Below are 21,176 nucleotides of genomic sequence, written 5' to 3'. Positions count from 1 at the left end.
TGGATGCTAAAAATTGAGTAATAAGAAAACTAAGCGGCTTGAAAAAAGCCTGATTGTTGAGGTTGCCTCATGCCAGTAATGCCAATGTTTCCTTTGGGCCTTGTTCTTATGCCCCATTTGCCCCTTGATCTTAGAATCTTCGAAGAGCGCTATCTAAAGCTGCTGGGAGATTTGCTCGGAGATGAAAACCCAGAGTTTGGTGTGGTTCTAAACGGTCGTGGTGAGGACGAGCGAGGCAAGGAAAAGCGCTTCGATATGGGTACGGTCGCTCTAGTGACAGACATCGGTACCACCGAAGAGTTTTATGGCTTGCAGTCGGTTGGGGGATCCCGGTTCAAGGTAAACGCTTGGCTTCCGGATGACCCATACCCGGTAGCCGATATTGACTTCCTGCCCGATCTGGTTTGGGATAAAGCCCTTGAACCGCTTCGGCAAGAACTCGAGACAAAGGTCCGAAAGCTTTTGTCTTTTGCAAGTGAGTTTGCTGATTTGCAGTATGGAGCGGACACGGTTTTGAGTGATGACCCCTTGGAGGCGTCCTGGCAATTGGCGGGCGTGCTACCGGTTGGCCAGTTGGATCAGATCGATTTGTTGCAGTCGCAGTCCACTGAAGAACTTTTGACAAGGGCGCAGCATATCGTTGACAACGCCGATGACACTCTCCACGCGATGATTACTGACCAAGAAGGCGTCGGCTTGACTGACGATGAGGACTAGACCCCAAAGCTGCTTCCTAGCTTTCCACCGAGGCCGATGTCAAAACTCTGAGGTTCAAGTTATACGATTCAAGCAACGTGGTGAGAATTTCTAATCCGTAATTTTCGAGTTCAGAGTTGGAATTTTATCGAGTTAGATACCCAATACCCACACTAGGGCCCGCGAGTCGTCATTGGCATAGAAGGCATTCAAGGAAACGGTCTTTTGAGCGCCAGCTGCGTTCGCAAGCGGCAGACGTTATTTCGTCGAAGCAAGGCTCTCTTCGCAAAGCCAATCTCGCTTCCAAAATTACTCACTGGCAAAAGAATGCTCAAGCTCCTTCGTTGCGCAAGTTAACCAGTGGAAGCGGGCTCTCTAAGTCGGGGTAATTATTGAATGAGCCCTAATTGGCTGGGGCCTGACCCTTGACCGGCTAGACATTTTATTTTGACCGGTCTAGACCAGTCAAAACCACTAGCTTTGAAAACGAGTGTTATTTTCATCGAAGCTTTGAATGGAATTGTTATGAACCAGAGAAAAAAATTAGGGGCTGCGTTTATCAGCCTCGCAGTGTCCGGGTTTGCCAGCCTAATGATCGTCGCACCGGCCGCACTTGCGGTAACTGTGGGCGGTGGTGGCATAGTCGGAACTGTGCTCACAGATGCAAAGTGCGATTGGAAAATTGTTGCCATACCTACAAGCTTCGTAGTCGGGAGTTCAGGCGCCACGAAGTACACAGGCGTGCCCTTAGATCTCACTCTTGCGGATCAGGATCTAAACATTTATGTCTCCGGTAAGCAAGACGGTGCGACTTCGACGGGACACACACCCTGCATTTTCTACGATGGGTTGGACGCATCAAAAAAAACGCGACCAGAGATCACGATGAGCATCAATGCAACGAAGTTCCTGGCTGAGTACCAGGTCAACGGTGCAGGTACAGTTGTGCTTGATCCCACCATGGATATAAATCTCACTACGTCCCCCTTGGTGATAACAGTGGGTGAATGCGCCGATAAGACCACATGGATTTCACCTGCAACACTGCAGCTGGGTCCGACCACCAGCGGCACAGCCCTAAAGATTGCGGACATGGCAAAAGTGCTAAGCAGTCAGCTGCTTTCTGGACTTCGATGCGATAGTGGTTATGGAGTTAAGCTAACGCTTCCTGGCGGCATAGAACCCGCGGGAGCCGGGGAAGAGTATTCCTTTAGAGGCGTCACTCTAACAACGACGCTCGTGGCTGTAAACGGCAGCTGAAGTAACTATCGCAGTAGCTGTGAAGTGAGAGTTACTTAGGAACAATTGAATGACGTCAATTAGAACAATCAAGGCCCGGCTCGTCAGCTTGGCCTTGATTGTTTTTTGTTTTTTTGGCGGGCTCCCGGCCCTAGGGGCAACTCTTGGGATATCTGTAAACGTTGAGGCACAAAGCGATAATAGTAATAGGTCGTCGAGCAAGGAAATCTGGTTTTTGGGAGACCAAGGCGCAGAAGTTACTCGAAGGATAACAGTTGGCGGGCAGAATGATATTGCTCAGAATCTTGAGCTGAGGTTTTACGAAGTTCAGATCATAAACGGGGAAAAGACTTACCAGCAGACAGAGCTCAGCAAAGCTCAGGACTGGTTTCAATTCACCGAAGAGTTCCCAAGCGTTGAACCGGGTGAAGTAAAGACCTTCGAGATAGTGGCGACAATTCCCCAAAATGCAAGACAAGGGCTTGTTGAGGGATTGATGGTCGTAATTGCCACGGCTAAAGGAGAGGCGGAAGTCGATAGCCCCAGAGGAGGTGCTGTCGGAATTATCGCGGCTGAGGCTGGAATAGGAATCCCCTTCAAGCTCGCAATTGGAGACATGTCAGCCTTAAATCCAATGTTTTCTATTCAATACGTCGAGGGAGTTTTGATCGACGGGGAGAAATACCTTCGCACTTTTTTCCGCAACGAGGGGACAGTGCCGGTCATTCTTGCTGGGTCAGTTCAGCTAAGCGATGCCGTCTTTGTAGACCGACTCTTTGGTCCATACGAGTATCGCTCTAGAGAGATTGCTGCAGGCGCGCTTGGCTTTATTGACATCGTTGCTGACGAGGAAATAGAAGAAGGTAGCTACAGCGCCTTCGTCACGGCTGAACAGTTGGGCGTGAAGGAATCAAGAGTTTTTGACGTCTACATCGAATACCTCTCACCTGGCACTCTAAAGTTCTGGGACTTAGCTCCGTGGATTGGGCTGGTGCTGCTGTCTGGCATTTTGATGGTCATTGGGATTCGCCTGTTCAGGCGACCATCACTTAGGGACACCGATTTAGAGACACCGACAAAGCTCAAGAAACCCAAAACTGAAAAGGTCAGGAGAGGTAAGCAGAAACGGCTGAAAAAAGGAAGTAAAAAGCAGCGGCGGCACTAGAGACCTAGGTCCCGATAGAACCCAAGCCTACGTGCCCAAAAAAGTTTCAGCGGAAACCAATAGAAGAGCTACCTCTTAAAACTCCAACCATCGAGGAGTTGCTGGCTGGGCCCTAAGTTGAAGGACGCGGCCCAGAAACCAAGAAGTCAAGAAGCAAAGAAATCGAAAATCGCTAGGGAAAAAAGTAACTCGAGTCCCGCAGATTACATGCCCGTGGCTTAGCATGATGGGAAAATTGGAAAGCGCTAATAAGTTTTTGAGTGCTAAAGATGGCGGCGATTGTTGAGCGAAAAAAATTCTTTTTCGGCGGCTGGCCACCGAAGCTTTTAGCTTGCATTTGGGGATTAGTTGACCCCCAGCTATCGCGCTGCTCTTTGCACTTGCTCCTATAAAGCCAAGCTCCCCGAAGAGCTATCGCGCGTTTCAGTTTGGATATAGCTCTGTGCATCTCGTTCCCGGTTACTGCTTGGCAATTCGGTGAAGCAATCCGCAAGGCCCACCAAGAGCACGAAGCCGCTGAAGAATTTGCTGAAGCCATGAGGAGCAGAGTCTTCATGGGCCAGTTCCTGCCGGATTGACCCCTCGTCTCTTGGTTGCCGCGTGTCGGACAAAAATCAACAGGCCCAAAACGCGCGCTAAGGCTCATAAAAGGCGATAACGTATTGGGGAATTGCGAGCGCTGCTCGTGAGTTGACTAACAAATCGACAGGGAAGAGTAGATGTCAGTAATTGGAGTAGTGACCGAGCAGTCACAAGAATCTAGAGTTTCGGCCACCCCAGCAACTGTAAAGAAGCTGCTTGAACTGGGCTATGAGGTCTTAGTACAAAAAGGCGCGGGAGCCAAAGCCGCATTCCCGGACTCTGCTTATGCCGAGGCCGGTGCCAAGGTAGTTGCTGCGGCCTCCGCATGGAAAGCAGACATCATTTTGAAGGTGGATGCCCCTACGGAAACCGAAGTAAAGAAACTGCAGGCCGGAACAGTTCTTGTGGGCCTATTGAGCCCCGCGTTCAAGCCAGAGCTACTTGAGGCTCTTGCCAAGCGAAAAGTCACCGCGCTCGCAATGGATGCAGTGCCAAGAATTTCCAGAGCTCAGTCCATGGACGTGCTCAGTTCAATGGCGAACATCGCTGGTTACCGAGCGGTTATTGAAGCCGCTCACGAATTTGGTCGCTTCTTCACCGGTCAGGTCACCGCCGCTGGAAAAGTGCCGCCCGCCAAGGTCTTGGTCGCGGGAGCCGGAGTGGCGGGGCTAGCCGCAATTGGATCGGCATCGAGTCTCGGAGCTATCGTCCGGGCAACCGATCCTCGCCCAGAGGTGTCCGATCAGGTTCGGTCAATCGGAGGCGTGTATTTGCCCGTTGAGGTTGAAGAGAAGATGGAGACCGGTGACGGCTATGCCAAGGCCACAAGCGATGCTTATAACAAGCGTGCCGCAGAGATTTATTCAGAGCAGGCTGCGGAAGTGGACATTATTATTACCACTGCTTTGATCCCTGGACGACCCGCTCCAAAGCTAATAACTGCAAAAGACGTCGCCCTTATGAAGTCCGGAAGCGTGATTGTAGACATGGCTGCAGCCCAGGGCGGTAACGTCGCTGGTTCAGTCGCAGGAAAAAAGATCGTAACCAAAAACGGCGTCACCATCCTTGGTTACACCGATCTGCCAAGCAGGCTCCCGGCTCAATCCTCACAGCTTTACGGCACCAACCTGGTAAACCTTTTGAAGCTGCTCACACCAGCTGCAGACGGCAAACTTGTGATTGATTTCGAGGATGTGGTTCAGCGGGCCGTGACAGTAGTCAAGGCCGGCGAGGTAACGTGGCCACCGCCTCCAATTCAAGTCTCGGCAGCCCCGCAGGCCGCCGCCCCCGTAGCCGTTGTTGTTGCCAAAAAGAAGATGTCGGCGCTTTCTAAGAGCATGCTGATTGGTTTGGCTTTTGCCGCAGCTTTTGCCGTGATTTCATTCGCACCGCCATTGTTGCAGCAGCACTTCCTAATTTTGACCCTGGCCGTTGTGGTCGGGTTCTATGTCATTGGCAAGGTTCACCACGCTCTTCACACCCCATTGATGAGCGTTACCAACGCAATCTCTGGAATCGTGGTGGTAGCGGCAATCTTGCAAGTCACCGATTCCAATAGCTTGATTCAGATTCTCGCTGCAATCGGTGTGTTGCTTGCGAGCATAAATGTTTTTGGTGGCTTCGCGGTTACCCGTCGAATGCTCAAGATGTTCACGAAGGGTGAAAGCCGATGAACGCCGTCGCTCTAGCAAACTCCGCATATATCGTCGCCGCACTGCTTTTCATTATGAGCCTTGCAGGTCTCAGTAAGCATGAGACGGCAAGAACAGGCGTGGTCTACGGAATGACAGGCATGGCTGTCGCCATCTCCGCAACCATTTGGCTCACACTCTCAGGGGAGTGGAACGACTCAACCTCCACGGGCTTTGTGCTCTTGGTTGCAGCACTGTTGATAGGCGCGCTAATTGGACTCTGGCGGGCCCGGGTGGTTGCAATGACGGGTATGCCTGAGCTGATTGCCCTGTTCCATAGCTTCGTCGGTCTAACGGCCGTGTTGGTGGGTTGGAACGGTGCTCTCCACACGGCAGATGTTACCGCTGAGATGATCGGGGTTCATCGAGCAGAGGTGTTCATTGGAGTCTTTATTGGTGCTGTTACCTTTACGGGTTCGATTGTTGCCTACCTAAAGCTCTCGGCAAGGATTTCCTCTAAGCCACTGATGCTCCCAGGTAAGAACCTGCTAAATCTTTCGGCATTGGTTGGGTTTTTGGTTCTAACGGTTTGGTATGTAATTACACCGGACCTGTGGCTTTTGATCGCAGTAACGGTTTTGGCACTGGCTCTTGGTTGGCACCTGGTTTCATCAATCGGTGGCGGAGATATGCCAGTGGTTGTCTCGATGCTCAACAGCTACTCCGGTTGGGCAGCAGCAGCAACTGGATTCTTGCTAAGCAACAACTTGTTGATTGTTACCGGTGCCCTAGTCGGTTCTTCCGGTGCCTACCTGTCCTACATCATGTGCAAGGCCATGAACCGTTCCTTCATCTCGGTTATAGCCGGCGGCTTCGGTATTGAAGCCCCTTCCTCCGAAGAGGAAGAGCAGGGTGTTCACACTGAGATCGATGCCGGGTCCGTGGCTGAGCTTCTCAGCAATGCCAGCAGCGTGGTTATTACTCCGGGCTATGGCATGGCAGTTGCCCAAGCTCAGTATCCGGTGGCAGATCTTGCAAAGCGTCTTCGAGACAAGGGTGTGAACGTTCGATTTGGTATTCACCCTGTCGCTGGACGTCTCCCAGGACACATGAACGTGCTCCTTGCTGAAGCCAAGGTGCCGTATGACATCGTGCTAGAGATGGACGAGATAAATGACGAACTGTCTCAGACCTCAGTCGTTCTAGTTATTGGTGCGAATGACACCGTGAATCCAGCTGCCACCGACAACCCAGGTAGTCCTATCGCGGGAATGCCGGTGCTAAAGGTCTGGGAGGCTGAGAACGTGATTGTCTTCAAGCGCTCAATGGCCTCTGGTTACGCAGGTGTTGCAAATCCTCTGTTCTACAAGGACAACACCAGAATGCTCTTTGGCGATGCCAAAGATCGCGTTGAGGACATTCTCAAGGCTCTCTGAAGCCAGGGCTTTACCTCCAAGACAAGGGAAGTGGAATTCGTTGACCAACCTATCTTTTTGGGGTAATTCCAAAAAGATAGGTTGATTTTCGTCCAACGAGACTCTCTAGATTGAGGCCTGATCTCGGTTCTCAATCAGTAGAGGTACTGACTTACGGGTCTAGTTTTGGGCTCGCTTTGGCTTATTGCTCTGGCTTATTGATCCGCCTGAGCCACTGTCTGAAGCTCACTCCTGAGGTTTGGGCAACATCCAACAGCGCAGTTATCGGCCCATGGACCCAAGGGTGAAAGCGCCTTCTTGTCAGAACCGTTGATTCGCTCAAGTATCAAATCGGCAATGCCGTCCACGAATGCGTGGTGATCAGAAGCGGTAGCAGCTCTTAGGAAGTGCATACCTAGCTCCTCTGCGGTTTCCTTGGCCTCATTGTCTAGATCCCAGACGACCTCTACGTGGTCGCTGACGAAGCCAATAGGCACGACCATAACCGCGGCTTTTCCGGATTGATGCGCGGTCCGGATTGCGTCGTTCACATCTGGCTCAAGCCAGGGCGTCTGCGGGCTGCCGGACCTGGACTGGTAAACAACTTCCCAATTTGGAGACTCTTGCCCAAGTCGTTTGCTCACGGCGTCGATTACTAGACCACCGGCAACTAGGTGTTGTGCTTCGTAGGCGCCACCGGGAGCGGTGAATTCATCCCGTCTTTTTGGAGGCCCACTGGTTTCGCCCATTGTGTTCGGGATTGAGTGAGTGGCGAACATGATTTGGATGTCATCGTCTGAGATCCCCTCGCCGCGGAATTGAGTTAGCTTTTTCGCAACATCTTCAATCACTGGCTCGAGGAAGCCGGGGTGGTCAAAGTAGTGACGAACCTTATCGATCTTCATCTTGCCAACCAGATCATTCTCATCGAGCGCTTTATAAAGGTTCTCTCGATACTGGCGGCATCCTGAGTAGGAGGAGTAGGCGCTTGTGACCCACGCCAAGACATTGCGGTGGCCATCCTCGTACATTTGGCGCACAACATCTGCAAAATACGGCTCGCTGTTTCTATTACCCCAGTAAACCGGGATGTCGATGCCGCGATTTGGAAAGTGCTCTTTTAGCTTGGCAAGCAACGCACGGTTTTGGTCATTGATTGGGCTCACGCCACCCAGTGCCATGTAATGGTGAGACACCTCAACAAGGCGCTCCTTCGGGATACCGCGACCCGCTGTTACGCGCTCGAGGTATGGCATCACTTCTTCAGGACCCTCTGGGCCTCCGAACGAGGTCAATAAAATTGCGTCGTAGGACATTTAGTTTGTTCCGATCTGGCTTAGTTGTATTTTTCTTCCTGTGTAAAACGGGACCTCTTCGCGCACGTGCAGTCGGGCCTTGGTGTATCGAAGCTCGCGCATCATATCCACGATCTCGTGCAAATCATCTGACTCAAGCGCCAACAGCCACTCATAGTCACCTAGTGCAAAGGCCGCAACAGTGCTCGAGAGTATGCCTGGGAACTCCTGACCCGCTTTACCGTGCCCAATCAGCATTTCTCGACGCTCCGCCTCCGGCAGAAGGTACCAGTCGTAAGACCTTACGAATGGGTAGAAGCAAAGCCAGTCCTTGGGTTCCTTACCCAGCATGAAACCGGGCACGTGGCTCCGGTTGAACTCCGCTGGCCTGTGAAGCCCCATTGCACTGAAAACGCTCTCGTAGTAGGCGCCTAGGTCGGTTGCCAGAAAGGACTTGATAGCACTTTGAACTTGCTCAGCAGTCTCAGCGTGAATCCAAAGCAGTAGGTCTGCATCACCCCTAAACCCCGTGAGGTCATAGGAGCCGCGCAGTTCAATATCGTCTTTGGCCAGACTCGCCTCAAATTCCGCGACCGGGGTGCCAGCGTTTGTCCTTGGCACGCTCAGTCTTCTTAGTGCGGTCCAGTTGGTATAGCGAACCGTGTTGTTGATTTCTTCTGCTTTAGATTCCTGTTCCAATGAGATCTCCTTCTCTAGTTTCTAGCTCGTGTTTTAAGATTCCCAGCAGGCCATTTCCTGACATGTATGCACCGCGCAGTTCTATGCCCAAAGGTTCAACGAGACTCTTAATCCGCTCTATTCTTCTCAGGTGCCCGGCGGACGCCTTGACCAGAGAGTCTTCCCAAAACACCTCGACTTGACCAAGTAGCTTCGGACTTTTTACTCCGTAGATTAAGTCGAAACTCTCGAGGATGGCAGATTTTTGCTCGATGCCGTCTAACTTCCTTGAATTTCGGAAACTGAATCGGACCAGATGTTGATCTTTTTTAAGCTTGTCGTTTAGCCATTCCCACTTCGCGTTTATGTGGGTGGTCGCCTTCACCGCGAGCCCTAAATCCTCCGCTACAAGCGCGCCGGTGCCAATCGGAAAACTGTTGAGCTCCGGGGACTCAACCAGCACTGTTACCAGAAGCGTTTCTAAGGACTCGATCTCCTGCAAGGCAACCGACAGCTCATGAAATTCGACCAGCATTCTTGCTGCAGCGTTTGCCGTTGTCGCGATAACTAAGTTTCTTGCGCGAATGGTTTCTCCCGCTTCAATCTCAAATTGGCCATCGCTCAACCTTGTTATCCGAGAGACGTCGGTGCCTAGACGCAACGTGCCACCAGATTGCACGAACTCATCAACCAGTTTTTCAACGAGCAGGTGCATGCCACCCTCAAAGCTCGCAACCGCTGATCCAGGGGCAGGCTTATCGCCTCGAAGCGTTTTGGCGGCCTCTACTATCGAACCTTTTGACTTGAGCTCTTTTACAAGACCGCCAAGCACAGATCTGGCCTCGAGATGCTCTGGTAGCGATCCGTGTACACCTGAGATCACCGGGCCCACAAGTGAATCTGTAAATGCCGGCCCGAGTCTCAAGTCGATTAGTTCCCGAACTGAAAGTTCATCGAGATTCTCAGGAAGCGGCTTGGCGTCAAGCTTTCTGGCAAGTGCAAGCGCTGGAGCACCAAGAAACTCAAGGCCCGAATCATCGAGGCTCACTGGAACGCCAAATACACCTTGGGGTATTGCGTGGACACCTATTTTCGAGAGAATAACTGGAGATTTGGTGTTCGGCTTCACAACGAAAGAGCCAAGACTCAGATCTGACAACCAATTTTCAAACTCAGGGGTGACATTGGAGAAAGCTTCCGCTCCCGAATCGAACTTGATACCGTCAATTTCTTCAGACTGAATCAATCCGCCAGGAGATTGGCTTCTCTCAAGTAGCAGGACTTGTTGTCCTGCTCGAATAGCACTCAGTCCGTGCAATAGACCTGAAAACCCTGCGCCAATAATTACCTTGTCGATGCTCATTTTGTTAGCTCGTGCACTAGCGAGACAATCTTGGTGAGGACTTCTGGATTAGTATCCTTTGGAACCCCATGGCCCAGGTTCACAATGTGTCCCGGTGCTCCCTGGCCAAAAGCAATGACATTTTTGACTTCTTGCTCTATTACTTCCCAGGGCTCGGTTAGTAGCTCCGGGTTGATATTGCCCTGCAAAGCAACCGATGGCCCCAAGACTTCAGTAGCAAAAGAGAGCGTCGTGAAGTGATCGACTCCCATTACCGTTGCACCGGTCTGATGCATTTGGGACAACATGTCTTGGGTCCCAAGACCAAAGAGGGTCCTTGGAACTGCAATCCCTGCCTCGTCCTTGAGGTCTTCAAGAAGAGAAAATAAAGTCTTCGTGTGAGGGGCAGCAAATTGTTCGTACTCGGGGACTGTAAGTTTCCCAGCCCAGCTGTCAAAGACCTGTAAGGCACTTGCGCCCGCCAAAACCTGGGCCCTGATAAATTCTGCCGTAATTTCCGCGCACCAGCTAAGAACACTGTTCCAAAGCTTGGGATCCCCATGCATTATTGCTCTGGATTTTGGGAGATCTTTGGAGGGCCCACCCTCAAATAGGTAAGAAGCAAGCGTAAATGGAGCCCCACCAAATCCAATAAGGGGTGTGCTTCCAAGTTCTGCAACAAGCTTTTGTACCGCTGATCGGATTGGTTCTAGGCTCTCGGGCGTTATTGGTTTGAGCCTGGCGAGGTCTTGAGTTGTTGAGATTGGATCCTTAATTACTGGGCCCACTCCGGCCACAATCTCAACCTCTATGCCCGCAAGTTTGAGCGGAATCACAATGTCCGAAAATAAGATAGCCGCGTCCGTTTGGTGTCTACGAACCGGCTGCATGGTGATCTCAAAAACCATGTCCGGGTTCAGGCAGCTTTCTAGCATTGTTGTGCCTAGCCGAATCTCACGATACTCAGGCAACGACCTGCCTGCCTGGCGCATGAACCAAACTGGAAGCGGTGCCGTGCGCTCGCCACGCAGTGACCTGACCAGTGCAGATTTTGCAGTCAGTCCGGTGTTCAAGGGATGGATCGCACTTAGGGTCACATCAATATCTTCGGGAGCATTTGGTTAGATTCTCTGACAAAGTGTCAGTAGGCCTATTGGTACCTTCTAACTTGTGGGACTTGTATTTATTGGTTCAAACTTTAGAGATAGCGAACTGAGCTGGCTTGAGAGGCTTGAGGCTGCCAGCTCGGCTATAAGAGCCAGGCTTGACGACTCGTCAAGCCTGATTGACTCCCATGTTTCTCTGGCCACTTGCAACCGTTTTGAGCTTTACTTCGAAACCGATGATTTCCACCGCACTTTAGACAGCGTGATTGATGCGATTGCCGAAGAGACGAACGAAAATAGGGATTCTGTTTCCCAATCTCTTCAGATCCTCTCCGGCGACAAAGTTGCTCAGCACCTTTTTAGTGTTACTTCGGGCCTCGAGTCGATGATCGTAGGCGAGAGTGATGTCACCGGACAGGTTCGAAGGGCGCTCACCCGCGCTCAGCTGAGCGGTCCCTTAGCCCCATCAGTCCAACAGCTATTTCAAACTGCCCTTCGAGTCTCAAAGAAGGTTAGCCAGACAACTGGAATTGGCTTATCTGGCAAGTCCGTTATCACAACGGCCCTAAAACTTTCTGAGCCTCTGATGCCTCGGGATGTCCCGAAGCAGGTTCTAATTATCGGCACCGGTGCATATGCACGAGTGGTGACCGCCTTCTTCAAAAAAACTGGGGCGGGCGACATAGCGGTTTATTCGCGCTCGGGCCGTGCGGAGATGTTTGCCGAGACTCATACAGTCAGGGCCGTGACGAATCAAGACCTGGTGGCAGAGCTGTCCCGAGCGGATATTGTGATCAGTGCAAGTGGCTCAAGGGGCCATCTCCTGGACGAGGCCTTGGTTTCAGAGGCTCTAAGGCTACGAAGCAAAGAGCATGATTTAGTGGTTGTTGATGTTGCTCTTTCTAGAGACGTAGCTCCCGCGGTGCACGAATTGGCTGGTTGCTTCGTGTTGGATTTGGAGCAGTTGAAAAAACTCACTCCGCAAGAGCATTCAATCGCGATCGACAGTGCTCGTGAAATGGTGAAGGCAGCGGCTGAGGAGTTTGAGGTAGAGCAGCGCGCCAAGACCATGGGCCCAATAATCACGGCGCTGCGATCTCACATTGAACTGCGGGTTGATCAAGAGATCGATTCGGTAAAACACAAGCTTGATCCGGCCACGGTGACTGAGATCCGAAAATCGCTTTCCAGAGTAAAGGACGCGATTTTACACACTCCGAGTCTGAACGCAAAGAGTTTGGCTGGGACGGGAAATCAAGCAGATTATGTCAATGCTATAAGAGTGCTGTTTGACATAGAGATCGGCGAAAATGGCTAAATTTCGCATTGGCACCAGGGCAAGTTTGCTCGCCCTCACCCAAACTAGGTGGGTTGCGTCTCAGCTGCAACTCCACTTTCCAGGGCTTTCTATTGAAGAGGTGTTGATCACCACCGAGGGAGATCTCAGCACCTCACCTCTCTCGGAATCTAAAACCCCCGGAGTCTTTGTCTCCGCCCTACGTAATGCACTTTACGATCGGGAAGTGGACTTTGTTGTGCATTCAATGAAGGATTTACCGGCAAAACTGGAACCAGGAATCAGTGTGGCTGCTGTCCCGAAGCGCGAGGATGTCAGAGATGTCTTGGTATCAAAGGGAAACCTCAAACTTTCCGAGCTAAGAAGCGGCGCCAGGGTTGGAACTTCCTCACCTAGGCGGGCTGCGACTCTGAGGCAACTGCGACCAGATCTTGAATTGGTATCAATCCGAGGCAATGTAGACACCAGAATCGCCAAGGTGCGAGAGGGCGATTATGATGCCACCATTTTGGCGTTGGCAGGACTCAATCGCATTGGTAGATCAGCGGAGCTCAGCGAGGTTTTTTCGCCAGATCTAATGATTCCCGCTCCTGGTCAAGGTGCTCTGGCAGTGGAACTTAGGACTCAGGACAAGGAATTAGCAGCGGTCTTAGGTGCGATTAATAGCGCATCGGATCTACTTGTCACCACAGCCGAGAGGGCAGTACTGCGAGGTCTCGGCGCTTCTTGCGCGACCCCCATTGGCGCCAGTGCTCGCTTTGAAAAGGGTGAGCTGATACTGATTGCCGAACTGGCAATCGAATCAACTGGCCAAGCCATAAGAGTGTCAAGGTCAGTTGAATCTGATCTCCACAACCTTGAGCAGGCTGAGGAGCTGGGTCTAAGTGTCGCGGCCGAAATGCTGAAGAGTGAAATTGCAGATCGGGCGTCACTCAAGTGAAGATTTTGCTGATTAGACCGAATCGTAACGAGGCCGACGCGTCGGCGCTCGCGGAATTTGGCATAGAAACCGAGATTGATCCGTATCTTGAGATTTCGCAGGTGAACAATGTCTTAGGCGCCCAAAAAATGCTTGATGCCTTGAGGTCTAAGGCTGAAAAGTGGCTCATCTTAACTTCCTCAAACGGCCTGCAGTATTGGCAAAATCTCTTGGGTCCGGGTGAGCTGGAGAAAGCGGTTTTTGAATCCGAGTCAATTCAATTTGCCGCCATCGGACAGCAAACCAAGAAGCAGCTTCTCGCACTGGGTGCCAGCGAAGTTGTGGTTGCGGACCGGTTCGATTCTGCGTCTTTGGCTAAGACTCTTTCTGGGGGCAAGCCAATACCCGTCGTGATTCCGGCCGGCTCTATCGCGATGCAGACCCTAGATAATTCGCTGTCGGGACTTGGATTTGATGTCATCTCGGAAGTTGTTTATCAAACCACGCCAGTCGTCGCGGCTCCTAATTCTGTTCGCCAAATTTCGGCTGGCGTTTTTGATGCGGTGTTGTTGAGATCGCCGAGCGCAGCGAGAACGTTTTTGTCCAAGAACCCAAGCCCTCGATTGAGCATCATCTGCGGCGGTAACACCACAGCTAAGGCTGTTCAGGCGCTAGGTGTAAAGCCAGATCTGATTGCGGCTGATCCCAGCCCTGAGTCAATTGCTAAAGCGGTGTCAGAGTACTTTTCGGACAGGAGAACCTAATGCTAAAGCGTCCCAGAAGGTTGCGCTCTAGCGCTGCTATCAGAGAGCTGGTTGCCGAAGTGCGGCTTAGTCCGGAAAATCTTATGCTTCCACTTTTTTTGCGTGAAGGGTTAGTTCAGCCAAAGCCAATCGAAGGTATGTATTCGGTTTTACAGCACTCGCCAGAGACTTTTCTCCAGGAACTTGATCGTGCATTGGCTGTCGGAATCAAGTCAGTCATGGTTTTCGCCGTTCCGGAAAAAAGGGATGGGACGGGATCCGAGGCCTGCAATAGCGAAGGTGTACTTTCAAGAGCCATCCGAAGCGCGCGAGCGCACGTGGGAGACAAGCTGGTTCTGGTTGCGGACCTCTGCCTAGATGAATTCACTGACCACGGCCACTGTGGAGTTTTAGATAAAAGAGGCGAGGTTGATAACGACGAGACTCTGAAGCACTATCGGAAGATGGCCGTAGTTCTTGCAGATGCCGGAGCTGACCTTTTGGGCACAAGTGGCATGATGGACGGCCAGGTTCAGGCCATAAGGGAAGCACTTGATGCGGCAGGTTTCATAAACGTCGGCATTCTTGCCTACGCGGCCAAGTATGCCTCTAGTTTCTATGGTCCGTTTAGGAATGCCGTTGAGTCAAAACTTCAAACAGACAGAAAAACCTACCAGCAGGATTGGCGAAACGTCGTTGAGGCGCTGCGTGAGATTCAGCTGGATCTTGAACAAGGCGCGGACATTGTCATGGTTAAACCGGCCATGAGCTATCTGGATGTAGTGCGAGCTGCCGCTGAGATTAGCGATGTTCCGGTCGCTGCCTATCAAGTCTCGGGAGAGTACGCGATGATCGAGGCTGCCGCGAGCCTTGGGCATCTAGATAGAAAACACGCGATTTTGGAAACCCTTCACTCCATCAGGCGTGCGGGCGCGACCATTATCTGTAGCTATTTCGCAATTGAGGCCGCCACTTGGCTAGGAGAGAAAAAATGATCACCATAGGTTCAAGCAGTTGGCACGAGAGAGCAAAGCTCTCAATTCCAGGCGGCGTGAGCAGTCCGGTTCGGGCTTTTCAATCCGTTGGTTCGCATCCGAGGTATTTTGTACGAGGCGAGGGATCAAAGGTCTTCGACATCGACGGAAACCAGTACGTTGATCTGATTGGCTCTTGGGGTCCCATGATTTTGGGTCATGCGCACCCGGCAGTGGTCGAGGCTGTAGTAAAGACATCAAGAGACTCCTTCTCGTTTGGCGCCCCTGGGCCCAACGAGGTTTTATTGGCGGAGGAAATTATCGCCCGAGTGGAGCCTGCCGAGCAGGTCAGGTTCGTGTCCTCTGGCACCGAGGCAGTAATGACTGCCGTTCGACTGGCAAGAGCGGCTACTGGGCGCGATTTGATTGTGAAATTTGCCGGTTGCTATCACGGTCACAGCGATGCCCTTTTGGTGGAGGCGGGGTCTGCAATTGCGACTCTTGGACTCCCAAACTCCCCGGGCGTGACTGTTGGTGCGACAAAGGACACTTTGGTTTTGCCTTACAACGACGAAGCAGCGCTCCGAGAGCTATTTGCAACACGGGGTCATGAGGTCGCCGCCATCATCACTGAAGCTGCTGCCGCTAACATGGGCGCAGTTCCGCCAGAGCCGGGCTTCAACAGGCTGCTGGCTGATTTGACCAAGAGTCACGGCGCGCTTTTAATTCTTGACGAGGTAATGACCGGTTTTAGAATCTCGGCTGGCGGTTGGTGGCAGGCGTTCGGCAAACCGGAAGGCTGGGAGCCGGACCTATTTACTTTCGGAAAGGTCATCGGCGGCGGCTTTCCTCTTGCCGCAATTGCGGGTAAAAAAGAGGTAATGCAGCTTCTTGCACCGGTTGGAAGCGTGTATCAGGCTGGAACCTTGAGTGGAAATCCGGTTGCAACCGCATCCGGTCTTGCGACCTTGGAAAACTGCACACCAGCGGTTTACAAAACCCTAAACCTAAGGGCGACACAAATTGGGGAGGGCATAAGTCACGCCCTTACTGGTGCCGGGTTAGAACACAGTTATCAAACAGCGGGAAATCTATTTTCTTTCTTTTTTGCGCCCGGTAGGGTTACGAATTACGCCGAAGCAAAACTTCAAGACACCGCCCGCTTTGCAAAGTTCTTCCATGGACTTCTAGAAAAGGGAGTATCGGTGCCGCCGTCTGCTTTCGAGGCCTGGTTTGTTTCGGCTGCTATCACTGATGCGGATGTTGACCAGGTGCTTTCCGCAGCCGAATACGCGGCAAGAATTACCCGAGAATTCTCAGGAGTTGACAAAAAAACTACGTAGAATTAAAGCAAATGAGATCTCAAACCCTTGATGCGCGACAAGAGGCGATACTTGGCGCAGCCGCTGAACTTATTGCAGTCGAGGGCGTGGAGGCCGTAACGATGGCAACGCTGGGAAAAAGAACCGGTCTGTCTCGACCCGCCATTTACCAGTACTTTGCCTCCAGAGATCACATCTTGGGCGAGCTGTTGATCAATGAAATGGCTGACCTAAGCAACGAGATAGATCGTTTGATTTCAGGAAATCGAAGACCCTCTCGAGCGGGTCCGAGTTTGGATTCACTATTCCCTGGCTCACTTGGCCAGCGCGGAGCACAGAGTGGTGAGGCAGATCTCTATAGATAACCTTCCGACCGACCAACGGGGCATGCTCAAGGCAATGCACGGCTACTTCATGATAAGTCTGATCACATCTCTGAAGGACCTCGGGATTGATGAGCCAAGTTCTTTGTCAGGCATGATTTTTGGTTCGATTGCCTCTGCCGCAAAGCGAATTGATGATGACGGCAATTTTGCCGCCGAGGCCATGGCGGTTGAGAAATTTGTGATGGCCGGAATTCAATCAGTCATTCGCTAACCAGTTTCAGATTTACTAGTCTGCGATTCTTCAAACTTAATATTTTTATCTTCACAAAATACTGACCGACACTGGTTTCTATGCCAAGTGACGAGACGCGGTCCAGGAGCAAGATAGCGGCTTGTGTTTCCAAATTTCCAAGAGGGCGAGCCGTTGCTACTTAGTTTTCACCATCTCGAACAACAACACGAGTCCCCCCAACGCCAACGAGGTCTTTATAGTTTTTAGTGCGCCCCTAAGCTCAGTCGCATTCATGGCCAAAAATCGGGTGTGTAGAAAAGCCCTTACCTCAGAGAACTCTGGAAATTTCGCGTCAGCGATCACGGTTATCATCTAGTGATGAGCGCAAAGAGTGAGCAAGAATCGGTCTGGGACTACCCCAGACCTCCAAGAATCGATCCGGTATCAGAGCACATCACTGTCACTCACCTAGGCAAGGAAATTGTTTCAACAAACCAATCGGTAAGGGTGTTGGAGACCTCCCACCCTCCCACCTACTACCTACCCATTACCGACTTTGCTGAGGGGGTATTGGTGCCCGTGGATGGACAAACCTATTGCGAGTTCAAGGGAGCCGCCAGCTACTTCGACATTGTTGTTGGCAACAAACGCATACCAAGGGCTGCATGGACCTTCGAAAATCCAACCAAAGGCTTTGAAGTCCTCACCCGCAAAGTCGCTCTCTACGCCAGCAAAGTTGATCGTTGCACAGTGGGTGAAGAAGTGGTTCAGGCCCAAGAGGGTGACTTTTATGGTGGCTGGATAACCAGCAAGATCGTTGGCCCCTTCAAGGGCGCGCCCGGAACCTTGGGCTGGTAATACACCCTTACTTAGGCGCTATCTCGAGGGAGGTACTGGCGGAGAATGGGGATTCAAACGATTCCCTTTTTGTCACCATAATCCCTGCGGCTAACGAGCTAAGAAACGCTTTCTACGTCACCCTGAACAGGGTAGAGGGCGACATTCATGGCTAGGCAGGCAACGAACCTTCTAATCGACCTTGCCGGTCTTGCGTAGCACGAGACCTGAGGTGTTGTGAGATGACTAAGTAGATAATTGGCACAACGATGTCAGAGACGATAAAAATTGGGTCTTCCATCAGGTAATCGAAGTGGGCATCCGAAGTCTGGATGAAGAGGATAGCGTGAATCGTAAATACCGAGACAGGCCAAGCTAATACTGAAACAAGGAAAAGCGCCCACCAGGCGCCCACGAGTTGGACTCTAGATAGCAGGATAAAGACTGGTCCACACATCAATAGAACCCAAGATGCGATTGCAATCAGTTGGGCCAAGCCCAAGATGCTAAAGCCCGTCTCGAACGGGTTGAACATGAAAAAGCCCGGATTACTGAGAGCTATGAGAAGCAGAACCGTGGCAATGAGAACACTCAGTAGGGCGGCTGTTCCCCTTGTGATTTTCTTTAGCATTTCTGAACGTCCGGAAGCGCGAAAGCTTCGGGTTTTGGTAGAACTCAGATCTTGTTTAGATTTCATATTCTGACGCACGCCAAAACGGAGGCGGTTTTTCCCACAAGTAGGGAAATATCTAGCCACACGAACTTTCCAGTTATGCCATCGGCCGAGCATGATTGCCCTGCAGTGATGCCAACGATTGCACCTGGATCGCCCTTAGGACCGGCTGGACCGGCTGGACCGGCTTTGCCGTCGACACCTGAATCGCCCTTAGGACCGGCTGCACCGCCGTCACCTGTCGCACCCTGGGCCCCATTGATCCCGTCGGCACCCGCGGTCCCGGTGGCACCCTTTGAACCGGTAGACCCAGCGGCACCAGTTGAACCGGTAGACCCAGCGGCACCAGTTGATCCCGTTGACCCAGTGGAACCCGCGGCACCCGTTGACCCAGTGGAACCCGTTGATCCAGCAGCACCCGTTGACCCAGTGGAACCCGTTGATCCAGCAGCACCCGTTGACCCAGTGGAACCCGTTGATCCAGCAGCACCCGTTGACCCAGTGGAACCCGTTGACCCAGTGGAACCCGTTGATCCAGCAGCACCCGTTGACCCAGTGGAACCCGTTGATCCAGCAGCACCCGTGAGGTCCAGATCACCAGCTGTAGTAGAGACACCTGAAGTATTCGATGCGTTGGGGGTGTCGAGAGAGGACAATGTGATGGGTTTCATTACTGCTGTGGGCCCGAACATCTGAGTGGAGCCTTGCGCACTCATAACAGAAAGGCCAATGACTGCCTGCACGACTATGAATCCTGCGAGCGTGTACGCAGTCTTATTCGTTAGTGGTCGCATAACTCCTCTTTTGCTTTAATCCCCGGGGTTAGTCCTGGGAAGAATCAAAGGTCATCGAGTCTGTTAGTCCCGAGAGATGTTGTCTCGGACAAGCAAGAATAGACCAGTTTTTGGTGGCTATATCCCTCGAGAATAGACCAAAAATATCGTCATCTTCTTTTTTGTACGTACAGTTTTCCGCACCTTATAAAGTCAACGAAAGTGGACTCTAGGGGGTTGCAAGGATGCAACCAGGTATCAATTTTACGCTCGAGCCCTCTTGCTAAACGGAAACAATAGTTCGGCGGCTTGCTCCTGACAACTCTGTCAAACCCACGTTCTTTGTCGGTCGCTTACTGATATTTATGAACGTGCCCTAGTCGGACTACAAGTTCTTAAACTCGACATCCGTCGCGACGAAACCGCGCAAGCTCACTGAGATGCACTCGATAAAGCTTTAGGCCCGTAATTCTGGTGGGCGGCGCTGCGGTGTTGTGGTTGCTGCCCCGTCGACGTACTTGAAATGCGGAGGCTTGCAACCACCCAGTACCGATCGCAGCATGTTTGCGAGACTCTAAGGCCTTGGTGGGAACGTGAAAACCTCAGAGAACTCTGGAAATTTCGCGTCAGCGATCACGGTTACCATCTAGTGATGAGCGCAAAGAGTGAGCAAGAGTCAGTCTGGGACTACCCCAGACCTCCAAGAATCGATCCGGTATCAGAGCACATCACTGTCACTCACCTAGGCAAGGAAATTGTTTCAACAAACCAATCGGTAAGGGTGTTGGAGACCTCCCACCCTCCCACCTACTACCTACCCATTACCGACTTTGCTGAGGGGGTATTGGTGCCCGTGGATGGACAAACCTATTGCGAGTTCAAGGGAGCCGCCAGCTACTTCGACATTGTTGTTGGCAACAAACGCATACCAAGGGCTGCATGGACCTTCGAAAATCCAACCAAAGGCTTTGAAGTCCTCACCCGCAAAGTCGCTCTCTACGCCAGCAAAGTTGATCGTTGCACAGTGGGTGAAGAAGTGGTTCAGGCCCAAGAGGGTGACTTTTATGGTGGCTGGATAACCAGCAAGATCGTTGGCCCCTTCAAGGGCGCGCCCGGAACCTTGGGCTGGTAATACACCCTTACTTAGGCTCTAGGGATGCATTGCCGAAACAAAGCCGAATCGTCTAAAACCACTTATCGATTTGGTCAAATCCAGGCTTGATGCCATTTTCCCAGTCGCTACGTGAGTTGCCCTCTTGTGGGAAGAAGTGGTTGTCTTTCAATAGCTTCGCGAGGTACATCAGATTCCAAACCATCGTGGTTGTGTTCCGATTTGTAAAATCGTTCTGCGGGCCTCCGGAGCCTTCGTCTAGATAGCTTTTTCCTGGACCAATAGTCCCAAGCCATCCTGCATCCGCTTGCGGCGGAATGGTATAGCCGATGTGCTGCAGCGCAAACAAGTTACCCATTGAGGCATGCTTAACTCCGTCTTCATTGCCCGAAACCAGGGTGCCGGCAACCTTGCCGTACATCTTGAACTGACCCTTTTCGTTGAGTGCAGAAGAAGTTGCATACAGTCGCTCAAGCACAATCCTCATCACCGAAGAGTTTTCCGCAAGCCAGATTGGACCACACATGACAAGAATATCCGCTGCTAAAAGCTGCTCGGAGAGCTCTGGCCAAGGGTCACTGTCATAACCTTTACCGCGCATGTCGTGTTGAATTCCTGGCGGAATGTCATAGTCAACCGCCCTGAAGCTCGTTGTGTTGACGCCTTGAGTCTGCATAACTTTGCAGGCAAGAGAAATTAGTCCGTCAGTGTGTGAAAGCTCCGGAGACTTCTTAAGCGTGCAATTGATAAACAGTGCCGAAAGTTCATTAAATTGAGCCATGCCCCCAACCTACTCCCGTTCTGAGGCACGCAAATTTCA

The 21,176-nt window shown here is 51.8% G+C and carries 21 protein-coding genes; 14 read left to right on the top strand and 7 right to left on the bottom strand.

Annotated features, from left to right (window positions below):
- Positions 1–69: 69 nt before the first annotated feature.
- The 5 genes from ABXT50_RS05805 to pntB all read left to right on the top strand — a co-directional run bounded on the left by ABXT50_RS05805 (position 70) and on the right by pntB (position 6,749).
- Entirely contained in the window at positions 70–717 is a 648-nt protein-coding gene (locus ABXT50_RS05805; RefSeq protein WP_415273931.1) for an LON peptidase substrate-binding domain-containing protein, read from the top strand.
- 504 nt (positions 718–1,221) lie between these two features.
- Positions 1,222–1,956, top strand: a complete 735-nt coding sequence (locus tag ABXT50_RS05800) for a hypothetical protein (protein ID WP_415273930.1) — start codon at positions 1,222–1,224, stop codon at positions 1,954–1,956.
- Positions 1,957–2,005: 49 nt separating this feature from the next.
- Entirely contained in the window at positions 2,006–3,100 is a 1,095-nt protein-coding gene (locus ABXT50_RS05795; RefSeq protein WP_415273929.1) for a hypothetical protein, read from the top strand.
- A 719-nt stretch (positions 3,101–3,819) separates the two neighbouring features.
- Positions 3,820–5,355, top strand: a complete 1,536-nt coding sequence (locus ABXT50_RS05790; RefSeq protein ID WP_415273928.1) for a Re/Si-specific NAD(P)(+) transhydrogenase subunit alpha — start codon at positions 3,820–3,822, stop codon at positions 5,353–5,355.
- Positions 5,352–6,749: a Re/Si-specific NAD(P)(+) transhydrogenase subunit beta gene (gene pntB / locus ABXT50_RS05785; RefSeq protein ID WP_415273927.1), complete on the top strand. Its 1,398-nt coding sequence runs from the start codon at positions 5,352–5,354 to the stop codon at positions 6,747–6,749. The genes ABXT50_RS05790 and pntB overlap by 4 nt, the downstream gene beginning before the upstream one ends.
- A 194-nt stretch (positions 6,750–6,943) precedes the next feature.
- Here pntB and ABXT50_RS05780 read toward each other — a convergent pair whose 3' ends face one another.
- The 4 genes from ABXT50_RS05780 to hemE are packed head-to-tail and all read right to left on the bottom strand — an operon-like array spanning position 6,944 to position 11,140.
- The gene (locus tag ABXT50_RS05780) at positions 6,944–8,044 is read right to left on the bottom strand and encodes a ferrochelatase (RefSeq protein WP_415273926.1); all 1,101 of its coding nucleotides are present in this window, start codon (positions 8,042–8,044) and stop codon (positions 6,944–6,946) included.
- On the bottom strand, positions 8,045–8,722 hold the full coding sequence (gene hemQ, locus ABXT50_RS05775; protein ID WP_415273925.1) for a hydrogen peroxide-dependent heme synthase: 678 nt from the start codon (positions 8,720–8,722) through the stop codon (positions 8,045–8,047).
- Positions 8,706–10,064, bottom strand: a complete 1,359-nt coding sequence (locus ABXT50_RS05770) for a protoporphyrinogen/coproporphyrinogen oxidase (RefSeq protein WP_415273924.1) — start codon at positions 10,062–10,064, stop codon at positions 8,706–8,708. Before ABXT50_RS05770 ends, hemQ begins: the two co-directional genes overlap by 17 nt.
- Entirely contained in the window at positions 10,061–11,140 is a 1,080-nt protein-coding gene (gene hemE / locus ABXT50_RS05765) for a uroporphyrinogen decarboxylase (RefSeq protein ID WP_415273923.1), read from the bottom strand. Before hemE ends, ABXT50_RS05770 begins: the two co-directional genes overlap by 4 nt.
- A gap of 73 nt (positions 11,141–11,213) precedes the next feature.
- Between hemE and ABXT50_RS05760 the strand changes: the two genes are divergently transcribed.
- The 8 genes from ABXT50_RS05760 to ABXT50_RS05725 all read left to right on the top strand — a co-directional run bounded on the left by ABXT50_RS05760 (position 11,214) and on the right by ABXT50_RS05725 (position 17,820).
- The gene (locus tag ABXT50_RS05760) at positions 11,214–12,467 is read left to right on the top strand and encodes a glutamyl-tRNA reductase (RefSeq protein WP_415273922.1); all 1,254 of its coding nucleotides are present in this window, start codon (positions 11,214–11,216) and stop codon (positions 12,465–12,467) included.
- Positions 12,460–13,386, top strand: coding sequence for a hydroxymethylbilane synthase (hemC, locus tag ABXT50_RS05755; RefSeq protein WP_415273921.1), 927 nt, complete (start codon positions 12,460–12,462; stop codon positions 13,384–13,386). Before ABXT50_RS05760 ends, hemC begins: the two co-directional genes overlap by 8 nt.
- The gene (locus tag ABXT50_RS05750; protein WP_415273920.1) at positions 13,383–14,129 is read left to right on the top strand and encodes a uroporphyrinogen-III synthase; all 747 of its coding nucleotides are present in this window, start codon (positions 13,383–13,385) and stop codon (positions 14,127–14,129) included. Before hemC ends, ABXT50_RS05750 begins: the two co-directional genes overlap by 4 nt.
- The gene (hemB, locus tag ABXT50_RS05745; RefSeq protein ID WP_415273919.1) at positions 14,129–15,103 is read left to right on the top strand and encodes a porphobilinogen synthase; all 975 of its coding nucleotides are present in this window, start codon (positions 14,129–14,131) and stop codon (positions 15,101–15,103) included. The genes ABXT50_RS05750 and hemB overlap by 1 nt, the downstream gene beginning before the upstream one ends.
- Positions 15,100–16,425 (top strand): glutamate-1-semialdehyde 2,1-aminomutase, encoded by a 1,326-nt coding sequence (gene hemL / locus ABXT50_RS05740; RefSeq protein ID WP_415273918.1) that lies wholly within the window; start codon positions 15,100–15,102, stop codon positions 16,423–16,425. Before hemB ends, hemL begins: the two co-directional genes overlap by 4 nt.
- 11 nt (positions 16,426–16,436) lie before the next feature.
- Positions 16,437–16,769, top strand: a complete 333-nt coding sequence (locus ABXT50_RS05735) for a TetR/AcrR family transcriptional regulator (protein ID WP_415273917.1) — start codon at positions 16,437–16,439, stop codon at positions 16,767–16,769.
- On the top strand, positions 16,747–17,001 hold the full coding sequence (locus ABXT50_RS05730; protein WP_415273916.1) for a hypothetical protein: 255 nt from the start codon (positions 16,747–16,749) through the stop codon (positions 16,999–17,001). Before ABXT50_RS05735 ends, ABXT50_RS05730 begins: the two co-directional genes overlap by 23 nt.
- 339 nt (positions 17,002–17,340) lie before the next feature.
- Entirely contained in the window at positions 17,341–17,820 is a 480-nt protein-coding gene (locus tag ABXT50_RS05725; RefSeq protein ID WP_415273913.1) for a DUF427 domain-containing protein, read from the top strand.
- 151 nt (positions 17,821–17,971) lie between these two features.
- On the opposite strand, the gene ABXT50_RS05720 is transcribed toward ABXT50_RS05725, so the two are convergent.
- Both ABXT50_RS05720 and ABXT50_RS05715 read right to left on the bottom strand, forming a co-directional pair.
- Positions 17,972–18,430 (bottom strand): hypothetical protein, encoded by a 459-nt coding sequence (locus tag ABXT50_RS05720; RefSeq protein WP_415273915.1) that lies wholly within the window; start codon positions 18,428–18,430, stop codon positions 17,972–17,974.
- Positions 18,431–18,492: 62 nt separating this feature from the next.
- The gene (locus ABXT50_RS05715; protein WP_415273914.1) at positions 18,493–19,266 is read right to left on the bottom strand and encodes a hypothetical protein; all 774 of its coding nucleotides are present in this window, start codon (positions 19,264–19,266) and stop codon (positions 18,493–18,495) included.
- A gap of 631 nt (positions 19,267–19,897) precedes the next feature.
- Between ABXT50_RS05715 and ABXT50_RS05710 the strand changes: the two genes are divergently transcribed.
- Positions 19,898–20,377, top strand: a complete 480-nt coding sequence (locus ABXT50_RS05710; protein ID WP_415273913.1) for a DUF427 domain-containing protein — start codon at positions 19,898–19,900, stop codon at positions 20,375–20,377.
- Between the two features lie 52 nt (positions 20,378–20,429).
- On the opposite strand, the gene ABXT50_RS05705 is transcribed toward ABXT50_RS05710, so the two are convergent.
- Complete coding sequence (locus ABXT50_RS05705; RefSeq protein ID WP_415273912.1) at positions 20,430–21,137, bottom strand: flavodoxin family protein; 708 nt, start codon at positions 21,135–21,137, stop codon at positions 20,430–20,432.
- Positions 21,138–21,176: the final 39 nt, after the last annotated feature.

It is taken from the genome of Aquiluna sp. Uisw_065 (assembly GCF_047731275.1).
Taxonomy (GTDB): Bacteria; Actinomycetota; Actinomycetes; order Actinomycetales; family Microbacteriaceae; genus Aquiluna.
The sequence above is the reverse complement of the archived record's forward strand: the minus strand, read 5'-3'. Positions and strand labels throughout refer to the sequence as shown.

Coding starts and splice junctions, on each gene's coding strand:
- ABXT50_RS05770 (WP_415273924.1), bottom strand. CDS start 10,064: ATGAGCATCGACAAGGTAATTATTGGCGCAGGGTTTTCAGGTCTATTG.
- pntB (WP_415273927.1), top strand. CDS start 5,352: ATGAACGCCGTCGCTCTAGCAAACTCCGCATATATCGTCGCCGCACTG.
- ABXT50_RS05725 (WP_415273913.1), top strand. CDS start 17,341: ATGAGCGCAAAGAGTGAGCAAGAATCGGTCTGGGACTACCCCAGACCT.
- ABXT50_RS05805 (WP_415273931.1), top strand. CDS start 70: ATGCCAGTAATGCCAATGTTTCCTTTGGGCCTTGTTCTTATGCCCCAT.
- ABXT50_RS05800 (WP_415273930.1), top strand. CDS start 1,222: ATGAACCAGAGAAAAAAATTAGGGGCTGCGTTTATCAGCCTCGCAGTG.
- ABXT50_RS05710 (WP_415273913.1), top strand. CDS start 19,898: ATGAGCGCAAAGAGTGAGCAAGAGTCAGTCTGGGACTACCCCAGACCT.
- ABXT50_RS05780 (WP_415273926.1), bottom strand. CDS start 8,044: ATGTCCTACGACGCAATTTTATTGACCTCGTTCGGAGGCCCAGAGGGT.
- hemB (WP_415273919.1), top strand. CDS start 14,129: ATGCTAAAGCGTCCCAGAAGGTTGCGCTCTAGCGCTGCTATCAGAGAG.
- hemC (WP_415273921.1), top strand. CDS start 12,460: ATGGCTAAATTTCGCATTGGCACCAGGGCAAGTTTGCTCGCCCTCACC.
- ABXT50_RS05790 (WP_415273928.1), top strand. CDS start 3,820: ATGTCAGTAATTGGAGTAGTGACCGAGCAGTCACAAGAATCTAGAGTT.
- ABXT50_RS05705 (WP_415273912.1), bottom strand. CDS start 21,137: ATGGCTCAATTTAATGAACTTTCGGCACTGTTTATCAATTGCACGCTT.
- ABXT50_RS05735 (WP_415273917.1), top strand. CDS start 16,437: ATGAGATCTCAAACCCTTGATGCGCGACAAGAGGCGATACTTGGCGCA.
- ABXT50_RS05715 (WP_415273914.1), bottom strand. CDS start 19,266: ATGCGACCACTAACGAATAAGACTGCGTACACGCTCGCAGGATTCATA.
- ABXT50_RS05720 (WP_415273915.1), bottom strand. CDS start 18,430: ATGCTAAAGAAAATCACAAGGGGAACAGCCGCCCTACTGAGTGTTCTC.
- ABXT50_RS05795 (WP_415273929.1), top strand. CDS start 2,006: ATGACGTCAATTAGAACAATCAAGGCCCGGCTCGTCAGCTTGGCCTTG.
- hemL (WP_415273918.1), top strand. CDS start 15,100: ATGATCACCATAGGTTCAAGCAGTTGGCACGAGAGAGCAAAGCTCTCA.